Genomic DNA, 17,346 nt, shown 5'->3' with positions numbered 1-17,346 from the left:
TACGCGATGACGGACAAGGAGCCCGACCCCGGCACGGAGCCGGTCCAGACCCGCAGTGACCTTGGGCGACGCGCCGCGCTGCGCCGGCAGCAGCTGGGGCTGACTCGCGAAGAGGTCGCGGCTCGTGCCGCTGCCTCGCCGGGGTACCTCCAGTACGTGGAGGAGAACGCTGCCGAGCCGGGCATCGGATTCATGCTGCGCCTTGCCAGCGCGCTGGATACGACGGTGGCCGAGCTGGTGGGAGGGACGATGGAGCTGCCGGCGGGCTTCGGTAAGGCAGCGGCGCATCCCGAGGTACTGGTACTCAGCCCCGCCGAGTGCCGGGAACGGCTCTCCACCCACGGCGTCGGCAGGGTAGCGGTCACTATCGATGACGCGCCGGCGGTCTTCCCCGTGAACTACACCGTCGCCGACGAGTCGATCGCCTACCGCACCGCGCCAGAAGCCGGCCCCGCCGCAGCGGCCGGCCAGGAGGTCGCGCTGGAGGTCGATCACATCGACGACGCCTTCAGCCAGGGCTGGAGCGTCCTGGTCGTCGGACGCGCCCATGTGGTCACCAACTCCTACGAGTCCCGCCGGCTGGAGGAACACGCACACACCGGTCCTTGGGTGGGCGACGGACGGCACCAGTGGATCGCCATCCACCCCACACGGATCACCGGCCGACGCATTCGCGTCATGGGCTCGCATGCACCATCGGCAACCACCTGATGATGACGAGGGGTTGAAGGACGAGAGGTTGAACGGGGGCTTCGGTCGGACGGGGGAGTTCACAGTCCCGGCGCTCGGCTGGGCGCACCCGCATCGTCCGACGAGTGCGGCGGCCCGGGTGGCTCGCCAAGTGCGCACCAGGAGAGGGGCTCCAGCAGTTCGCCGATGCGGCGTGATACGTCCATGAGCAGGTCGTCCATGGTCACCAGCCCCGCGAGCCGGTCCCCTGCTACGACGGGGAGCCGGCGAACGCCCGCTCGGCGCATGGTGTGATATGCCTCATCCACGTCGTCGTCCGCTCGCACGGTGATGGCCGGCGCCGTCATCACGTCGCTGACGGGAGTGGTCGCACTCGCCTGCGCCGCGAGCCCGCGCACGGTCAAGTCCCGGTCCGTGACGACCCCTTGGATCGCCTTGCCGGACGCCACCACGACGCATCCGACGGTGCACTCGCGCATCCGCTGTGCAGTCTCTGTCAGCGTGGCGTCGGGCGAGACCGTCACCGCTGGTGTCCGCATCACGTCACGGGTTCGCATGGGCGGTCCTTACCTTATGAGACGAGGGCTGGACCTGCGTTCACGCCGGCTGCGGCACGACCGCTACGGGGCACTCCGCATGGTGCAGAGCGGTGTGTGCCACACGCCCGAGTTGGAGACCCAGGTGACCGTCGCGGCGCTGCGCTCCAAGTACCAGAAGATCCGCGGCGGCGGAGCGTCGCGTCAGCACCTTGTGGGCCGGTCCTTCAGCCGTGGCGCGCCGTATCCGCACCGTCGGAGACTCACCGGCCGTCTCCTCCAGCGCCTCGTCCAGCGCCGCCGATGCGCGGCCCTCGTGGTAGCGCTCCGGATCTCCGGCGAGCAGCGGGTGGTCGGCGGTCTCGTGCGCGGGGCAGCGCCAAGCGCGGACAGCATCGAGGGTGCAGCCACGGGCCGCTGCTTCCCGGAAGGCGAATCGGACGGCTTCCGAGCCTTTGGCCGAGTCGCCGACGCCGAGGAGGACGCGCTCATGTGTCCCTGCGAGCCCCGCCTTGTCTCCGCGTACGACGATCACGGGGCACCGGGCCCGGCCTGCGACGGCCAGCCCGACCGATCCCAGCAACAGGCCGGTGAAGGCGCCGCGGCCGCGCGATCCGACGATCACCGCGGACGCATGGTCGGATTCACGCAGCAGCACACTTGCCGGGTCGTCCCCCAGCACCTGTGTGGAGACATTGACGTCCGCGTTGCGCTGGTTGGCGCGTTCGACCGCGGCCCCGACGATGTTGTCGGCGAGTACTTCCCCGGCAGGGCGCTTCAGGCTCAGCCCGAGCGCCGCGTCCTCGTAGCGCTCCCATCGGGAGGCGTACACCAAACGCAGCGGCAGTTCGTGGAGGGCAGCCTCGTCCACCGCCCAGTCGAACGCCAGGAAGCTGGCGTCCGATCCGTCCACACCGACGACCAGGGGGCGCACCATCGTCCCCACCGCCTTCCCACATCAGCGAAGAAGTGCCCTTTCCGTCACCGTTGCATCGTCCGCCGTCAGGGAGCAGGGCCGGATGGAGTCGAACGGGTGGGTCGCTCGGCTCTCCTTGAAGCGGCCGTCGGGGCACTCCCTGCCCAGGGCATGCGCGGGGTGATATACCTGGCTGCCTTCATGAGGGAGCCGGCATGGTGCTTGCTCCGGGCCCGCGCATATCGGCGAGACGAAGCCGCGTGGCCTGGAGGCGGCGTGCGACCACGTCGAGGACACGACGGGTCACTGCCAGCCCGAGGGCCGGGTCCGCCTCGCACAGGGCACGTACCGCCGTCGCATCGAACTCGTACGCCCGCACGGGGGTGAATGCCTCCGCTCCCATGCGCCAGGTGTACGGCGGCACCACCCATGACCAGCCCACCAGGTCGCCATGGCCCAGCATGTCGACAACCGCCGACCGCCCGCTCGCTACCTGGATGTCGAGATTCACCGAACCGGTGCGGATTATCCAGAACCGGTCGGCGAGTCCGTGTTCCTCAAAGATCCGCGTCCCTGCCGGAAACGACACCTCGTGGGCGAGCTGCATCAGGCGTTCGCGCCCGTCGACTGGAAGCGCATTGAGCAGTGGCGTGGTGGTCATGACGGCTTCTCCCGGATCCGCCGACGACGTGCGGCCGCCGGCTTTGCACATGCCGGTCACCACCAGAGTGCGCACGCAGCCGGTGTTCGGTGCAGGGGCTGTTCGGCGCGGTGTGGTGGGCCGAAGGGCCCCAGGGCAGAGGAGTTCACCGAGGCTGGAGGCCACCACGCCGGTCGACGGGAGCCGCTCGGAAAAATCTGCTCTGGACACGCATCGCCAGATATCCCCAGCACACCGATGCCAGCCCGAGGGCCAGATCGGACCACACCAGCGGCTCGGTTCCCAGCAGGGACCGCAATGCAGGCAGCAGAACGCCGGCCACCTGAAGAGCCAGGGCAGCCGCCACGGCAGCCAGGAGGAAGGGGTTGGCGAGGCTGCGCGGGCGACTGCGCGACCCGAGGGCGACACCGAGCTGCGTCGCACCGAGCACGAGGAAGACCAGGGACTGCCAGGGACGTCCGGTCTGGTGCGCCCACACGCCGACCGTGAGGGTGCCTGCCGTGACCACGGACCCCATCACGAGGATGCGAGGCCATAGCCCCGCCCCAAGAACGCTCTGCTCAGGGGGACGCGCCGGACGCCGCATGACGCCCGGCTCCACCGGCTCCGCGCCCAGCGCCACTCCAGGCAGCCCATGGGTGAGCAGGTTGATCCACAGGATCTGTGCGGGGAGCAGCGGCAGCGCCAGGCCCATGAACGGCCCGATCAGCATGACGAGGATCTCCGCGGTCCCGCCGGCCAGGGCATAGAGCAGGTAGCGGCGGACGTTGGCGTAGATGCGGCGCCCCTCCTCCACCGCCGATACGACGGTGGCGAGGTTGTCGTCGGCGAGGACGAGGTCGGCTGCCTGGCGGGCCACTTCGGTTCCGCGCCGCCCCATGGCCACGCCGATGTCGGCCTGACGCAGGGCGGGGCCGTCGTTGACGCCGTCGCCCGTCATCGCCACCACATGCCCGGCGGCATGCCACGCCCGGATGATGTCCAGCTTCTGCTCCGGGCTGGTACGTGCGTACACCCGAGAGCCCGTCAACGGCCCGCTGATCCCCTCCCGAAGACGTTCCCCGGTGGTGACCTGGTCTGCATCGGCCACGATGCCCAGACGGCGCGCGATGGCGGTCGCGGTCAGGCGGTGGTCTCCCGTGATGAGGAGCGGGGTGATGCCTGCCTCGTGGCAGGTGGCGAGGGTCGCGCGGGACGCCTCACGGGGAGGATCGAGAATGCCGACGAGGCCGACGAGGGACAGCTGCGACTCCCAGCACTCCCGCGGTGCGTCCTGCTCCGGTACGTCGGCGGAGGCGATGGCGAGTACGCGGTAGCCCGCGGCCGACCACGCGTCGGCAAGTGCCACGGCCCGCTCGCGCAGTGCCGCCTCGGTGCTGAGTACCTCGGGTCGCAGCACTGCCTCGGGAGCACCCTTGCAGACGACCCGCAAGCCACCGGCCGGGAGGCGGTGGATGGTCGTCATGCGCTTTCGGCGTCGGTCGAAGGGGACCTCCTCGACCCGCGGCAGCCTGCGATCGATTGCTGTCTTGTCCAAGCCCAGACCTGCCGCCGCGGCGAGCAGCGCCGCTTCCGTCGGATCACCCAACGCACGCCATGCCGCGTCGCCTCCGTCCGGGGGCTGCAGCGCCGCGTCGTTGCACAGCACCGCGCCTTCCAGGAGCACCACGAGGTCGGAGGCGTCCTCGGGCAAAACGACGCTGCCCGCCCGTTCCAGGCGGTCGGCCGGCGCGTACCCGCTTCCCGTGACGGTGGCCTGACCTGCGGGGGTCCACAGACGCTCGGCCAGCATGCGGCCTTCGGTGAGGGTTCCGGTCTTGTCACTGGCGAGGACCGTGACGGAGCCGAGCGTCTCCACGGCGGGCAACCGCCGCACGATGGCGTGCCGTGCCGCCATGCGGCGCGCCCCGAGCGCGAGCGAGAGCGTCACCGCGGCGGGCAGGGACTCGGGTATGGCCGCCACGGCCAGGCTGATGGCGGCCACGACCATCAGCTCCACCGGCTGGCCGCGCACCAGGCCGAGAGCGAGCACCACGGCGCACAGGGCCACCGTCACGGCTGCCAGTAGTCGGCCGAACGCCGCCAGTCGCTGCTGTAGTGGTGTCGGTCCTGGCGCGCGGGTCACCATCGTGGCGATCCGGCCCAGGGTGCTGTCGGGGCCCGTAGCAGTGACCACCGCACGTCCGCGGCCGCGGACGACAACCGTGCCGGCCGCCAGTAGCGGGGGCTTGGATCCCTCCCCGACCTCCTTGGCCACGGGCGCGGATTCGCCTGTGAGCGATGATTCATCGGTCAGCAGCCGCACTGCCTCGACCACTCTCGCGTCGGCCGGGACGATGTCACCCTCGGCGAGGAGGATCAGGTCGTCGGGTACGACGTCCGATGCCGCCACCGAGCGGTCCGCGCCGCCACGCAGGACTCTGGCCGCGGGGGCGCTCATCGCGGAGAGTGCCGCCACCGCGTGCTCCGCTTTGACCTCCTGGATGTACCCGGCCGTGGTGTTGACCGTGATGACCAGGAGGATGACGGTCGTGTCGGCCAGGTCCCCGGTGGCCAGGGTCATTGTGGCTGCTGCCAGGAGCACCAGGATCAGCGGATCGCGGATCTGCTGCCAGACCCGGCGCCACCACGGTGTCGGTTGGCGTGCTGCGATCAGATTCGGTCCGTGCACTGCGAGGCGTCGCGCCGCTTCGTGCTCGGAGAGCCCCGAGGTGGCATCCGGTTCTGCTCTCTGCTGCTCGGTGGGCACGGGCGGCCTCCGGGGGTACGAGGCGAGGGCGGCGGCCAGGTGCGCGGCCCAGGGGTCCGTTGGCGGCCGGGCTCGCCAAAAAGTCAACGCCGGCTCTCAGTGGTCGTGTCCCCGGCTGCCGACGACCAGGAGGGTGGCGTCCCGGGCCGCGTCCAGCAGCACCGCAGCGGCCGTTCCGTACGCCACGGTTGCCTTGACCCGCGAAGCATCGCCGGTTTTCACAACCTCTCTGATGGCGTCGTCGAGTACCTGGCCCGCCCACACCTTCATGTCCCCCGCGAGTTCCTGCGGCGCATCGAGCCAGCCGATCGAACCGTAGAGCGGCGGGTACTCCCATGCGATCACCGCGTTGACGGTGGAATCGGTCAGCTCAGCGTGACGCACCGCCCACCGCAAGGCTTCTTTGGACGATTCCGATCCATCGACTCCGACGACGATGCGGCCGACTTCCTTCGGCTGGCTGCTCATGGCTACCTCCGCGATGCGACATCCGGCCGGCACTCCCCCGCACCGCCGTGCACACTCGTGCTCTCCCACCAGCTTCCGACGCGGTGAGGCACCGCGCATGGGGACGCCGGTCCACAGCCCCCTCCCCATCCGCTCCAAGGACGAAAGGTCCGCCGTTGGGCCGTTGAGCCCCTGTTCTCCCGTCCACACCGGCCACACGATGGCTTCTGACGGCCCTTGCTTCCTCCAAGGCGGTGAGACGGATGGCCGATCCTCTTGTCGTAGGCACCGACGGTTCCGCTGATGCACTGCGCGCGGTGGACTGGGCCGCCGATGAGGCAGCACTTCGCAGATGCCCGCTGCGTCTGTTGTACGCATCGTTGTGGGCACGGCATGAAGCGTCTGCGTTGTCTGTCGGCGGCTCGCCACGGACCCAGCGCGCCGGCGCCGCCAGGCGTATTGCCGCCACTGCTGAAGAGCGAGCGCGGGCCCGGCGCCCGGAGGTGGCTGTGACGGCCGACGTCTGCGAAGAGGACCCGGCCTACGCACTGCTCGATGCGAGCGAGCGTGCCGCCGCGATCATTGTTGGCAGCCGGGGGCACGGCCTCTCCGGCATCGTCCTCGGGTCGGTGAGCCTGACGGTCGCAGCTCGTGCCCGCTGCCCGGTCATCGTGGTACGTGGCGATGCCCCGGGCGCGACGCACGAACGGTGGGTCGTGCTCGGGCTCGGAGCGCCAGGCACCACGAAGGCAGCCGTCGATTTCGCCTTCACGGAAGCGGCTCTGCGTGGCTGTGGGGTCGAAGTGGTGCACGCCTGGACGCGTCCGCGCCGGGAAAGCGCCACCGTGCGCGCCGGAGAGTTCGACGAGACCCGGCTTTTCCATGAGCAGCAGGCGAAGCGATGGCTGGATGAGGCTCTCGCACGGCCCACGGCCATGCATCCCGATGTGCCCGTGCGCCGCATCGTCGTCGAGAACCGCGCGCGGCCGGCGCTCTTGCAAGCCGCTGCCCACGCAGATTTGCTGGTGGCGGGAGCGCGACGGCGAAGCGACGCGCTCGGGCTGCAGCTCGGACTCGTCAACCATGCGATGCTGCACTACGCGCAGTGCAGCATCGCGATCGTGCCCGAAGAAAGTACCGACTGACCACCCTCACAAGTAACGCCATCGCCAGGCAGGTGCACACAGAGGCGAGGAGGACTGCCCACTTCTCGCGGGCCCCGATTGCGCGGTGCGCGGTTTCACTCCGCTGCTCCGCGTCTCCCTGTCCTCCTCGTCACTTTCAGTAAAACTCACAGGCCCGCCCTGCACGAGATCCGGTCGAGCCTTGTCCATGGGCCGACCGGCCCTGCTTTCGGTCGAGGACCATCCGGCCACTGGCTCGGGCGCTTCGCCCCATACGTGTCCGTCCCTCGCCGTGGCAGGGTCGGAGCATGGCACTGGCGCGCAGAGGAGTGAGGACCGTGAAGGCACACATTGGCGATCAGCTCGTGGTCGAGAGTCCGACCACGGGTGCCATGCGGCGGGACGGAGAGATCATCGGACTGCACCACGAGGACGGCTCTCCGCCCTATGACGTGCGCTGGTCGGACACCAATCATGTATCGGTCGTCTTTCCTGGGCCCGACGCGCACATCCGGCATCTTGAGCACCCTCCGGGAGCTTCCATGTCCGGTCCCGACCGGACGACGAAGGCCGGCAGGAGGGAAGCCGGCACCGCTTGAATCCTGCCGTTCACTGGAAGGCCGACTGGACGTCCCGTTCCGTCGCGTGATGGGACACCAGGAGAACTTCGTCGCCGGGGCGCAGCCGCATCTCCGGTGCGGGGGCAGTTGGTTGTCCGTCGCGCACCACCGTGGCGACGACGGTCCCGTTCGGCAACACGATGTCCGAGAGCGCGGCACCCGCCGTTCGCGAGCGCGAGGTGATCACTGTCTCTATCACCTCGACGCCGGCCTTGCTCAGGCGCAGCAACGCGACGGTGTCGGTGGCTCCGGTTGCTTCCTCGATCAGGGAGATCAGAGGAGTGGCGGCAGGAACGGCAATGTCCACGCCCCAGTGGGAGGTGAACATCCAGGCGTTTTCCCCGTCGTTGATCCTGGCCGCGACCCGTGGCACAGCGAACTGCCGCTTGGCCAGGAGGCTGATCACGAGGTTGTCGTCGTCCCGTCCCGTCACGGCGATGATCAGGTCGGCTCCGCGGACACCCGCGGCCTCCAGGAAGTCGGGGGCACAGGCATCTCCCACCCTCATGGGCACAGGAATACTGCCGCTGAGTGCGGCGATCCGGTCGGGGTCGATGTCGATGAGGGTGACGTCGTTGTGGGCGGCGGCCAGGACCTGCGCGATCTGCGCTCCCAGGCGGCCCGCGCCGGCGATGAGCGCTCTCATGTTCCCCACTCCTTGTTCAGGAAGCCACGCAGCCGGCCGAGAGCAGTCGCGTCCACGGCAAAGGTGACCAGGTCGTCGGGTTCGGCCGGTGTGCTGTGCATCGGGACGAACGAGCGTCCCGCTCGGGTCACTTCGACGACACGGATCTCGCCGTCGATGTCGAACTCTGACAGCCGCCGTCCGTTGAGATAGGCCGGAAGCGGGGAGCGTACAAGGAGCGTTTCCCCGTTGCCGAAGGCGAAGTCCGGGGACAACTCGCGGTGCAGCAGCATCTGGTGGATCCGCGAGACGGTCCATCGGACGCTGGCGACGGTGGGAATACCAAGCTCCCGGTAGATGTCGGCGCGCCGGGGGTCATAGATGCGGGCCATGACCGAAGGCACGCGGTAGTTCTCCTTGGCAGTCCGTGCGCTGACGATGTTGGTGTTGTCGCTGGAAGTGACGGCGACGAAGGCGTCGGCTTCCTCGATGCCCTCCGCTTCGAGGACCGGGCGGCTGAAAGCGTTTCCGACGCGGAAGTGACCAGGGAATCCCGGGGGCAGCAGACTCCGCGCCCGGGGGTCGTGATCGATGAGCCGTACGTCGTGCTTCTCCGCCGAGAGTCGCACGGCGAGTGCGACGCCGGTCCGTCCGCACCCGGCGATGAGCACTTTCATGAGGGTCCTCCTTGTGCCGTGGCGGTGCGTCGGCGCAGCCACGCCTTGCGCCCTTCATCGGCGGCGAGCAGCAGCGCGCCGAGCGCGGCCAGTACCGCCCAGTCGGCGGCACTCAGCGGCGCCGTATGGAACACCGCCTGCAAGGGCGGCAGGTAGCTGATTACCGCCATCAGGCCGATACCGAAGGCACCTGCGGCCAGCAGCCAGGGATTGCTCAGCAGTCCGGCCCGCACGATGCTCTCCCGTTCGGTGCGCACCGCAAGCGCGTTGAAGAACTGGCTCACCACAATTCCCGCCTGTACGAGGGTGATGGCGTGGCGGTAGGCCGGGGCGTCGGCTGTGAAATGGGCGTACGGAATGCCGGTGGCGTTGATGTGCCAGAAGAACACCGCGCACACTCCCGCGGCCTGGATGCCGCCGAGGAACAGAATCCGGCGCAGCACCGCGGGAGAGAACAGCGGTTCGTTCCGCGGCCTGGGCGGGCGGTCCATCACGTCGCGTTCGGGTGGTTCGGCACCGAGCGCCAGGGCGGGCAGCACATCCGATCCCAGGTCGATCGCGAGGATCTGCACCGCCGTGATGGGGACGAGGGGGAAGCCCGCGAAGGTGGCCGCGAGGATGGGGACCAGTTCGGCGATGTTGTGGCTGAAGAGGTAGACGAGGAATTTGCGAATGTTCCGGTACACCGCGCGGCCGAGGCGGACGGCGGTGGCGATGGACGCGAAGGAGTCGTCGAGCAGCACCATCACCGCGGCTTCCCGCGCCACATCGGTACCGGAGGCGCCCATTGCCACTCCGATGTCCGCGTGTTTGAGCGCGGGCGCGTCGTTCGCGCCGTCCCCGGTGACGGCGACCACGTCGCCGCGCCGTTGCAGGGCGATCACCACCCGCATCTTGTGTTCGGGACTCACTCTGCAGAGCAGCTGTTCGCCGGGGAGAGCGAGCAGAGCATCCAGGCCGGGCTCGTCCCGCGCGTCCAGCTCCGCTCCGCTCACCACGACGGGGTCCTGATGTCGCACGATGCCGACGCGGCGAGCAACCGCCTCAGCGGTCAGCGGGTGATCGCCAGTGAGCATGATGATGCGGATGCCGGCCCGGCGGCAGGCGGTGACAGCAGCGCTGACCTCGGCCCTCGGCGGGTCCAACATGCCGGCCAGGCCCAGGAAGGTCAGCCCGGACTCGGCTTCCTGGCGACCTGGTTGCGGTACGGACACGGTGCGGTGTGCCACAGCCAGGACACGCAGTCCTTGGGACGCGAGTTCGTCATTGGCCGAATCGACCGTTTCCCGGGCGGTTTCGTCGAGCGGCCGACTGCGTCCCTGCCAGGCGATGTCGGTGCACCGTGCGAGAACCGCTTGAGGTGCCCCTTTGACGTGGACGTCGTAGCCGCAGGCCGGTGTGCCGTTCACCGTACTCATCAGCTTCCGGGTGGCGTCGAAGGGATACTCCGCGGTGCGGGGCGCATCTGTCTCGTGCGCCACCGGATCCACCCCAGCCTTGGCGGCCGCGACCAGCAGAGCCCCCTCGGTGGTGTCCCCCAGCACCCTCCAGTGCCCGCGCCCCCGCGGCCGGAGAAGCCGCGCGTTGCTGCACAGGACGGCACCGAGCAGCAACTGCTGCACCCCTGCAGAATCCTGGACGTCTCCGACGGGGGCGTACCCCACGCCCGAAACGAGGTGCGTCCTGCCACCGGCCCAGATCCGCGCGACGGTCATCTCCGCTTGGGTGAGGGTGCCGGTCTTGTCCGTGCAGACGACGGTGGTGGAACCGAGTGCCTCGACCGCCAGGAGCTTCTTCACCAGGGCATGGCTGCGTGCCATCCGGCGTACGCCGATCGCCAGGGACACCGACAGAGTGGCCGGCAATCCTTCGGGCACGAGCGCGACCATCACTCCGAGGGCGAAGACGAAGGATCCCACCACCCCCTCCCCCGTGGGCAGACGCACGGCGAACAGCAGCCCCCCGATCGCTACGGCCGTGCCGGCCACCCGACGGGCCATTGCGGCAACTTGGCGTTGCAACGGGGTCTTCTGACGCGGGGCGGCCGCGGCCAGTTTGAAGATGCGTCCGAACTCGGTGGCTGCCCCGGTCGCGAACGTCATGGCCCGGGCGCTCCCCGAGATGACATCGGTGCCCATGAAGACGCAATTGCGGGCCTGGAGCAGCGGGCCCGCGTCAACCGGCTCGGCGCTACGGGTCACGGGGGCGCTCTCGCCCGTCAGCGCCGCGTTGTTCACGGTGACGTCATGAGCCTCGACCAGGCGGCAGTCCGCGGGCACGGCGTCCCCGGCCTCCAGCAGCACCACATCACCGGGGACAAGGTCCACCACCGGGATGTCGTTCGCCTCACCGCCCCGCAGTACGCGGCATCTGTGCGGCACCATCGCCTGCAGGGACTCCGAGGTGCGTTCGGCGGAGTACTCCTGGGCGAAACCGATGGAGGCGTTCAGCACCACGACACAGAGAATCGCCAGGGCGAGTTGCAAGGTGCCGACGTCCCGAGGGCGCCCCACCGCATAGATGACGAAGGTGCTGGCGGAGGCGAGGAGCAGCACCAAGGCGAACAGATCGGTGAACTGTGCGGCAATCAGGCGCCAGGCCCCGCTCCCGGGTGCGCGCGGCAGTTCGTTCGGCCCCCAACGTGCGCGTCGCCGCGCCGCCTCCTGGCTGGTGAGACCCCCCAGTGGTGTGTCCAGCGCCGTGTGGAGGCCAGCGGACGACAACTGCTGGACGTCGGCCGGCCCGGTGGTCGACCCGCCGGAGGCAGAGTCGTCGTCACTGGGGGCGCGCGCCCGCATACGGACCGACATGACCGCCTAGAACCTCGCATCGTCGTCATTTCTGCTGCATGAAGCCTCAGCACCGCGTCACGCTGCCTCCTCGCCCGGGATGTTCCCGCCCCTCCAGGCTCACCTGACGCGGGGCGGCAAGGCGATGGGCCGAAGGACCCCGAAGCGGGCCGAGACCTGGACCTCGCCCGCTGCGAGTACACCCGAGTGAGTGGCGCGTCAGCGCACCACGTGTCCCTTCGGTAGGGCCCGCTCGGCCCATGGGTTTGCTCCTGGGCTGCCGCGATGCTGGGAACGAGAAAGTTCGCACCCGTGGCCCTGTCTGCGCGGAGGTACGTCATGGGCGGCACTGTTGTCGTAGGACTGGACGGAACCGGGAACAGCGTGCCTGCCGTGCGCTGGGGCGCCGCAGAGGCAGCGGCCCGAGGTATCCCGCTTCACCTTCTGCATTCCTGGGTGTCCCAGCCACTGAACGTCCCGATTGCTCAGGAGGCCGCCAATAAAAAGCGTTACGGGTCCGAGGCGCTCGGCAAAGCCGAAGCGATGGCGCTCGGGCTGCAGCCGGGAATTTCGGTGACGACCGAGCAGGTCTCGGAGCAAGCGGTGGACGCGTTGGTGGACCGCAGCGGGCAGGCCGCGCTGATGATTCTCGGATCGCGTGGGCACGGCGCAATCGCCGGTTTCCTTCTCGGCTCGGTCAGTCTGAACGTCCTGGGTCACGCGAAGTGCCCAGTGGTCACCGTGCGCGAGGAGGAGACCGCCGCCTACAGACGGCCCGAGGTCGTGGTCGGCGTGCAGGATCCGGGCACACAGGGTGAGGTGGTACTGGGTTTCGCCTTCGCGGCCGCCGATGCCCACCACTCACGCGTGCGCGCCGTACGGGCCTGGGAGCCTCCTGCGACCGTGGGATTCGTGCCCACCGCACCCGCGTCGAGCGGACAAGAGCCCGCAGTCGGCGAAGAGAGGATTCTTGCCGACGCCCTGGCGCCCTGGCGGGCGAAGTTCCCCGATGTCGACGTCGTTGAACAGGTGGAGCAAGGCAGAGTCGCCCCAGTGCTGCTAGGAGCCTGCTCGCAGGCAGGTCTGCTGGTCGTCGGGCGTCGTATGCATCGCTCGCCGATGCTGCTCGGGCCGGTCATCTTCGCCGTGCTGCACCATGCCGGCTGCCCGGTCGCGGTCGTGCCGCGGAGCTGAGTTCACCCGTCCTCGCGGTCAAGGGCGCCGGTCCGTACGGGGAACGGCGATGACCGGACACTGTGCGTGGTGCAGCGCTCCCTGGCTGACCGAGCCGAGGAGCATGCCGGGGAAACCGCCCAGCCCCCGGGTTCCGGTGACCAGTGCGAGGGCGTGCCGTGACTCGCGGACGAGGACTTCCACCGGGTGACCGGTCATCACCTCATGGTGCAGGTCGACGTCCGGGTGGGCTTCTTTTCGTCCCGCGACCGCTTCGTAGAGCATTTCGCGGCACTCGCGCAGAGCCACCTCCTCGTCGAGGACGCCGAGCAGCGGCCGATGCCACACGGATACCGCGCGCAGCCGGGCGCGCCTCAGGGCCGCTTCCTCGAACGCGAAGTCCATCGCGGCTTGCGCGGCCGCGCTGCCGTCAACACCCACGACGAGGAAGGGGATTTCCTCGAGCGCATGCTCCCATTCCCGGACGACCACCACGGGACATTGGGCGTGAGCCATCACGGGAAGGGCCACGGCGGTGGAGCTGAAGAGCTCCTGCCGGGCCGAGAGGAAGCGGGTGCCGAGCACGACCATCGCCGCGTCCTTGCTCTGCTCGCGCAGGGCCCAGGAGGGTTCGCCCTCGGCCAGCAGGCCGCTGATGGGCAGATCCGGATGGCGCGACTCAGCCAAGGCGACAGCCTCGGCGAGCGTGTTCCCAGCCGTCCCGTGCTCGGTGCTCCGCCACTCCTGCCAGGACGGAAGATGCCCTTCGGTGCCGGTCGGCGTGGGCACTCCGTGTGCGTGCACCACGACCAGCGGCAGGTCCCGACGATCCGCCTCGTCCGCGGCCCAGGCCAGCGGCAGTCGATGGTGGGCGTGGGATTCCACGCCCACAACGATCGGGCGGCCGCCTCCGGAAGGTGTCGTCATATGCGCTACCGCAGCCTTCTCGACAATGCAGCGGAACTTGCCGGACCAGCGTCCGGCAAGTCGACCGCCTGCGCCGCTCATTGCTTCGGCGTAGGGCCGAGCGGGGCTCCGACCGTCGCCGCTCTCCCTGTGACAACAGCCTATGCGAGGGAGACATATCCCGCTTTCCATGGAAACTGGAAGCAAGGTCAGCACACAGGGAGGAGCGCTCATGGCCCGTCTCCGTGAGCTCCTGATGCGCTTCCGTCCGGTCAGCACACCGGGACCGGCGGCCACCGGTGTACCTGCCGACCGCACCGCTGAATTGACCGCAGAGCTGACCCCCACCCTCGCCTTGTTGGACCAGACCTCCGAACAAGCCGATGCCGTTCGTGATGCGGCGCGGCACGAGGCCGAGCAGATCCGGAAGGACGCCGCACGAGAAGCGGAACAGCTCGTGGCGGAGGCGGTCGGCGGTGCCGGCCGCATGCGCACGCAGGCCGCCGCTCACCGAAGCGAACTCGGCCGCCGCGAAGCGGCGGCGATCCGCGCGGCCGGGCGACGTGACGCCGCCGTACTGAGACATCGGGCCGAGTCACGCCTGCCGGCCGTGGCGGAGCGGGTGGCCGCCGAGGTGCGTCGTCAGCTGGGGCTCCCCGACCGACAGCCCCGCCCGCCCGGCGGTACGGAGGGAGGGGCCTCATGGGCGCCGCGTGGGTAGCGGGGGTGACCAGGGCCCGGGGCATGCTGGTCCGGCGTCTGGGCATACCCGGCGCCCAACCGATCGCAACCGCCGGAACGCTGGAAGACGCCCTGCGGGGTCTGGGCACCACCCCGTACAGCCGACAGCTGAATCCCGGCACCCCTCTGCCAGCGGCGCAACGAGCGGTCACGGCCACTTTGCTCTGGCATCTGCGGGTGCTCGCCGGCTGGCTTCCGCGGCGCGGGGTGGAATGCCTCCGCTTGCTGGCCTCCGGCTTTGAGATCGCCAACATCGAATCGCATCTGCGCCGACTCGCCGGGAACGGCGAGGAGCCGCCGCCTTATGCGCTGGGAGCACTCGCCACCGTTTGGGGCAGGGCCGCCCGCACGACGGAGCCCGAGGGGCTGCGTGCCGCTCTATCCGCCTCTCCATGGCGCGATCCCGGCGGTACCGCAGCCGCGATGGCCGTCACCCTGCGGCTCACCGCCGCCGCCCGTATCGCCGCGCGGATCCCACCGGCGGCCCGCTGGTCGGCGGGCCGAGCCGCCCTCCTCGTCGCCAGAGAACGGTTCGTGCACGACCGGCCGCTGCCCGCAACCGCCGACGGCCCGGCGGCCAGTGTCCTGGGGACCACCGCCCGTGCCCCCACCTACCGCGATTTCCGCCGTCGTCTACCGGCGTCGGCCGGCTGGGCATTGCACGGCATCGATGACCCGGCCGACCTGTGGCAGGCGGAAGGCCGGTGGTGGAGGGACATCGAGCAGGACGGACTGCGTATGGCGCGCCGTGCTCGGTACGACATGGTTCCCGTCGTGGGAGCTGTGGCGGTGCTCTCCACGGACGCCTGGCGCACGCGCGCCGTGCTGGAACTCGCCGCCGACCACGACGTTCCGCCGGAGGGCTTCGATGCCCTGGTCTGAGGAGCTTTCGCCAGTCCCCATGCAGCGCGTGGCGCTGGTGACCCCGCACGCCGCTCTACGGGAATCCCTGGTGCGCATCGCCGACGCCGGCTGCATCGACCTCGACAGGGTGGGCGGCCCCGGGCAGGCCCAAGGCGCACCCGCGGCAGCCCGTGCACGGGGGCTGCGCGAGGCTCCGGCTCAACCGGCGCTCTCCGTCGCCCGTCCCGATCTGCAGGCCCTGGACCGTGTCGGAGACGCCGACCTGCTGGCCGGCGAGGCGCAGCTGGCGGAACGCCTGAACGACGCGGTGCGCCGCGGGACCGTCGCGGCCCTTGCGGGATGGTGCCCGGCCACCGAGGTGACAGCGGTGAATGCACGCCTGACCGGCCTCGGCAGCGTACTGGTGCCGCTACGGGCTCCACGAGGCATCGATCCGCCGACCGCGCTGCGCACCACCGGACCGGTCCGCAGGTCCTTCACCTCTCTGGTGACGACGTACGGGACCCCACCGTACGCCGACCTCGACCCCACCTGGGCCGCCGCGGCTCTGTATGCCGTGATGTTCGGCATGATGTTCGGCGACGTCGGGCACGGTGCGCTGCTGCTGCTCGGCTCGCTGGGCCTGTACTTTCGCCGTCCCCGCCGCTTCGCCCGATGGCACGACGCCTGGCCCTTCGCCGCTGCGGCCGCGGTGACGAGCATGGTGGCCGGCCTGGCCTACGGAGAGTTCTTCGGGCCGACCGGTGTGGTGCCCGTCCTATGGCTGGAGCCGCTGCGCCAACCCGAGCGGCTGTTGCTGACGGCGGTGGGGGTCGGTGCCGTTCTCCTCCTCCTCGCATATGTGGCGGGGACCGTCAACCGGTGGCGGGAGGGCGGCTTTCCCGGTGCGCTGTACGCCCTCTCCGGCATCGCCGGAGGGACCGCCTTCCTGGGGCTCGCCGGGCTGGCAACGGGTGCCGTCCTGCACCTGACCTGGCTCCTGCTGGCCGGGGCCGTGCTTGCCCTCGGAGGAGTCGCCCTGGCTGCGGTCGGCAGCTACACCAGCACCGCGCGCGGCATCGCCGGCGTTCTCCAGACCGCTGTGCAGCTCTTCGACGGCGTCATTCGCATCGCCTCGAACGGCGTCTCCTTCGCCCGCCTCGCGGCCTTCGGGCTCACTCATGCGGCACTCAGCCAGGTGGTCTGGAGCGGCACGTTGGGGCTGAGCCATCACGGCCCCGTCGGGGTGGCGGGGGCCGTGGCCCTCTTCCTGTTGGGCAATGCGCTCGTCTTCCTGCTGGAGGCGTTGGTGGCCGGCGTGCAGGCGCTGCGTCTGGAGTACTTCGAACTCTTCTCCCGGGTCTTCGACGGCCAAGGCCGCCCCTTCCACCCGTGGCACGTTCCGGTCCGTCGCTCGGAGGTCGCGTTGTGATCACTTGGCTCCTCACCCTGCCCGTTATCGCCGTGGTCTTCTGCGCCGCTCACGCGATCTCGCGTCGACGTGGCAAGAGCGCACTGCGATACACCATCGGTGCGAACCTGGTGCTCTTGGCGGGAGCCTTGGCCCTGCTGATCGTGGCCTTGAGCGGAGGTGCCGCACAGGCCACGCCGACAGCCGCGGCCGGCCCTTCCGGCACGAACTCCGCGGCGTTGATCGGAGCCGCCATCGCTGTGGCCGGTGCCTCGATCGGGGCGGCCATCGCCGTCGCCTACACCGGTGCCGCGGCACTGGCCGCGCTGAGCGAACGCCCGGAACTCTTCGGCCGCGCCATGGTGATCGTCGGTCTCGCGGAGGGCATTGCCATCTACGGCCTGGTCGTCGCCGTGCTGCTCATCGGAAAGGCCTGAT

Annotated in this window: 16 protein-coding genes and 1 pseudogene; 8 read left to right on the top strand and 9 right to left on the bottom strand. The window is 69.8% G+C overall.

All coding sequences use genetic code 11. The features are described 5' to 3' along the window. Positions 1-6: 6 nt before the first annotated feature. Positions 7-711, top strand: a complete 705-nt coding sequence (locus ACZ4S3_RS12545) for a helix-turn-helix domain-containing protein (RefSeq protein ID WP_467931328.1) — start codon at positions 7-9, stop codon at positions 709-711. A gap of 59 nt (positions 712-770) precedes the next feature. Here the strand turns inward: ACZ4S3_RS12545 and ACZ4S3_RS12540 are convergent, their stop codons facing one another. The 5 genes from ACZ4S3_RS12540 to ACZ4S3_RS12520 all read right to left on the bottom strand — a co-directional run bounded on the left by ACZ4S3_RS12540 (position 771) and on the right by ACZ4S3_RS12520 (position 6,020). Continuing rightward, entirely contained in the window at positions 771-1,247 is a 477-nt protein-coding gene (locus ACZ4S3_RS12540) for a CBS domain-containing protein (RefSeq protein WP_467931324.1), read from the bottom strand. Between the two features lie 40 nt (positions 1,248-1,287). After that, complete coding sequence (locus ACZ4S3_RS12535; protein WP_467931321.1) at positions 1,288-2,163, bottom strand: universal stress protein; 876 nt, start codon at positions 2,161-2,163, stop codon at positions 1,288-1,290. 178 nt (positions 2,164-2,341) lie between these two features. Beyond that, positions 2,342-2,803, bottom strand: coding sequence for a Crp/Fnr family transcriptional regulator (locus tag ACZ4S3_RS12530; protein ID WP_467931316.1), 462 nt, complete (start codon positions 2,801-2,803; stop codon positions 2,342-2,344). A gap of 145 nt (positions 2,804-2,948) precedes the next feature. Further along, on the bottom strand, positions 2,949-5,552 hold the full coding sequence (locus ACZ4S3_RS12525; RefSeq protein WP_467931312.1) for a cation-translocating P-type ATPase: 2,604 nt from the start codon (positions 5,550-5,552) through the stop codon (positions 2,949-2,951). A gap of 96 nt (positions 5,553-5,648) precedes the next feature. Then, positions 5,649-6,020: a universal stress protein gene (locus tag ACZ4S3_RS12520; protein ID WP_467931308.1), complete on the bottom strand. Its 372-nt coding sequence runs from the start codon at positions 6,018-6,020 to the stop codon at positions 5,649-5,651. A gap of 242 nt (positions 6,021-6,262) precedes the next feature. Here ACZ4S3_RS12520 and ACZ4S3_RS12515 point away from each other — a divergent pair, with 242 nt between their 5' ends. Next, on the top strand, positions 6,263-7,144 hold the full coding sequence (locus ACZ4S3_RS12515) for a universal stress protein (RefSeq protein ID WP_467931304.1): 882 nt from the start codon (positions 6,263-6,265) through the stop codon (positions 7,142-7,144). A 317-nt stretch (positions 7,145-7,461) separates the two neighbouring features. Next, positions 7,462-7,710: pseudogene (locus tag ACZ4S3_RS12510) on the top strand (DUF1918 domain-containing protein); the annotation flags it as partial. Between the two features lie 22 nt (positions 7,711-7,732). On the opposite strand, the gene ACZ4S3_RS12505 reads toward ACZ4S3_RS12510, so the two are convergent. Genes ACZ4S3_RS12505 through ACZ4S3_RS12495 form a run of 3 tightly spaced genes read right to left on the bottom strand, consistent with a single transcriptional unit; the run spans position 7,733 to position 11,855 of the window. Continuing rightward, entirely contained in the window at positions 7,733-8,389 is a 657-nt protein-coding gene (locus ACZ4S3_RS12505; protein WP_467931300.1) for a potassium channel family protein, read from the bottom strand. Then, the gene (locus ACZ4S3_RS12500) at positions 8,386-9,045 is read right to left on the bottom strand and encodes a potassium channel family protein (RefSeq protein ID WP_467931295.1); all 660 of its coding nucleotides are present in this window, start codon (positions 9,043-9,045) and stop codon (positions 8,386-8,388) included. The genes ACZ4S3_RS12505 and ACZ4S3_RS12500 overlap by 4 nt, the downstream gene beginning before the upstream one ends. Further along, positions 9,042-11,855, bottom strand: coding sequence for a cation-translocating P-type ATPase (locus ACZ4S3_RS12495; RefSeq protein WP_467931291.1), 2,814 nt, complete (start codon positions 11,853-11,855; stop codon positions 9,042-9,044). The genes ACZ4S3_RS12500 and ACZ4S3_RS12495 overlap by 4 nt, the downstream gene beginning before the upstream one ends. Before the next feature lie 264 nt (positions 11,856-12,119). Here ACZ4S3_RS12495 and ACZ4S3_RS12490 point away from each other — a divergent pair, with 264 nt between their 5' ends. Then, the gene (locus tag ACZ4S3_RS12490) at positions 12,120-13,028 is read left to right on the top strand and encodes a universal stress protein (protein WP_467931287.1); all 909 of its coding nucleotides are present in this window, start codon (positions 12,120-12,122) and stop codon (positions 13,026-13,028) included. 18 nt (positions 13,029-13,046) lie between these two features. Here ACZ4S3_RS12490 and ACZ4S3_RS12485 read toward each other — a convergent pair whose 3' ends face one another. After that, entirely contained in the window at positions 13,047-13,934 is an 888-nt protein-coding gene (locus ACZ4S3_RS12485) for a universal stress protein (RefSeq protein ID WP_467931281.1), read from the bottom strand. Positions 13,935-14,145: 211 nt separating this feature from the next. Here ACZ4S3_RS12485 and ACZ4S3_RS12480 point away from each other — a divergent pair, with 211 nt between their 5' ends. From ACZ4S3_RS12480 to ACZ4S3_RS12465, 4 genes are read left to right on the top strand one after another with little or no spacing between them, the layout of a single operon-like run. Further along, positions 14,146-14,634, top strand: a complete 489-nt coding sequence (locus ACZ4S3_RS12480) for a hypothetical protein (protein WP_467931276.1) — start codon at positions 14,146-14,148, stop codon at positions 14,632-14,634. Beyond that, positions 14,616-15,536, top strand: a complete 921-nt coding sequence (locus ACZ4S3_RS12475) for a hypothetical protein (protein ID WP_467931272.1) — start codon at positions 14,616-14,618, stop codon at positions 15,534-15,536. The genes ACZ4S3_RS12480 and ACZ4S3_RS12475 overlap by 19 nt, the downstream gene beginning before the upstream one ends. A 19-nt stretch (positions 15,537-15,555) precedes the next feature. Then, on the top strand, positions 15,556-16,929 hold the full coding sequence (locus ACZ4S3_RS12470; RefSeq protein WP_467931268.1) for a V-type ATPase 116kDa subunit family protein: 1,374 nt from the start codon (positions 15,556-15,558) through the stop codon (positions 16,927-16,929). Beyond that, complete coding sequence (locus tag ACZ4S3_RS12465) at positions 16,926-17,345, top strand: ATP synthase subunit C (RefSeq protein ID WP_467931263.1); 420 nt, start codon at positions 16,926-16,928, stop codon at positions 17,343-17,345. Before ACZ4S3_RS12470 ends, ACZ4S3_RS12465 begins: the two co-directional genes overlap by 4 nt. The last annotated feature ends 1 nt before the right edge of the window (position 17,346 follow it).

The organism is Streptomyces sp. NPDC028368 (assembly GCF_055565615.1).
This window is presented reverse-complemented; position numbering and strand designations above follow the sequence as displayed.

Excerpts from the sequence above, each read along its gene's own strand:
- ACZ4S3_RS12545 (WP_467931328.1), top strand. The coding sequence starts at position 7 with ATGACGGACAAGGAGCCCGACCCCGGCACGGAGCCGGTCCAGACCCGC.
- ACZ4S3_RS12540 (WP_467931324.1), bottom strand. The coding sequence starts at position 1,247 with ATGCGAACCCGTGACGTGATGCGGACACCAGCGGTGACGGTCTCGCCC.
- ACZ4S3_RS12535 (WP_467931321.1), bottom strand. The coding sequence starts at position 2,163 with ATGGTGCGCCCCCTGGTCGTCGGTGTGGACGGATCGGACGCCAGCTTC.
- ACZ4S3_RS12530 (WP_467931316.1), bottom strand. The coding sequence starts at position 2,803 with ATGACCACCACGCCACTGCTCAATGCGCTTCCAGTCGACGGGCGCGAA.
- ACZ4S3_RS12520 (WP_467931308.1), bottom strand. The coding sequence starts at position 6,020 with ATGAGCAGCCAGCCGAAGGAAGTCGGCCGCATCGTCGTCGGAGTCGAT.
- ACZ4S3_RS12515 (WP_467931304.1), top strand. The coding sequence starts at position 6,263 with ATGGCCGATCCTCTTGTCGTAGGCACCGACGGTTCCGCTGATGCACTG.
- ACZ4S3_RS12505 (WP_467931300.1), bottom strand. The coding sequence starts at position 8,389 with ATGAGAGCGCTCATCGCCGGCGCGGGCCGCCTGGGAGCGCAGATCGCG.
- ACZ4S3_RS12500 (WP_467931295.1), bottom strand. The coding sequence starts at position 9,045 with ATGAAAGTGCTCATCGCCGGGTGCGGACGGACCGGCGTCGCACTCGCC.
- ACZ4S3_RS12495 (WP_467931291.1), bottom strand. The coding sequence starts at position 11,855 with ATGTCGGTCCGTATGCGGGCGCGCGCCCCCAGTGACGACGACTCTGCC.
- ACZ4S3_RS12490 (WP_467931287.1), top strand. The coding sequence starts at position 12,120 with ATGCTGGGAACGAGAAAGTTCGCACCCGTGGCCCTGTCTGCGCGGAGG.
- ACZ4S3_RS12485 (WP_467931281.1), bottom strand. The coding sequence starts at position 13,934 with ATGACGACACCTTCCGGAGGCGGCCGCCCGATCGTTGTGGGCGTGGAA.
- ACZ4S3_RS12480 (WP_467931276.1), top strand. The coding sequence starts at position 14,146 with ATGGCCCGTCTCCGTGAGCTCCTGATGCGCTTCCGTCCGGTCAGCACA.
- ACZ4S3_RS12475 (WP_467931272.1), top strand. The coding sequence starts at position 14,616 with ATGGGCGCCGCGTGGGTAGCGGGGGTGACCAGGGCCCGGGGCATGCTG.
- ACZ4S3_RS12470 (WP_467931268.1), top strand. The coding sequence starts at position 15,556 with ATGCAGCGCGTGGCGCTGGTGACCCCGCACGCCGCTCTACGGGAATCC.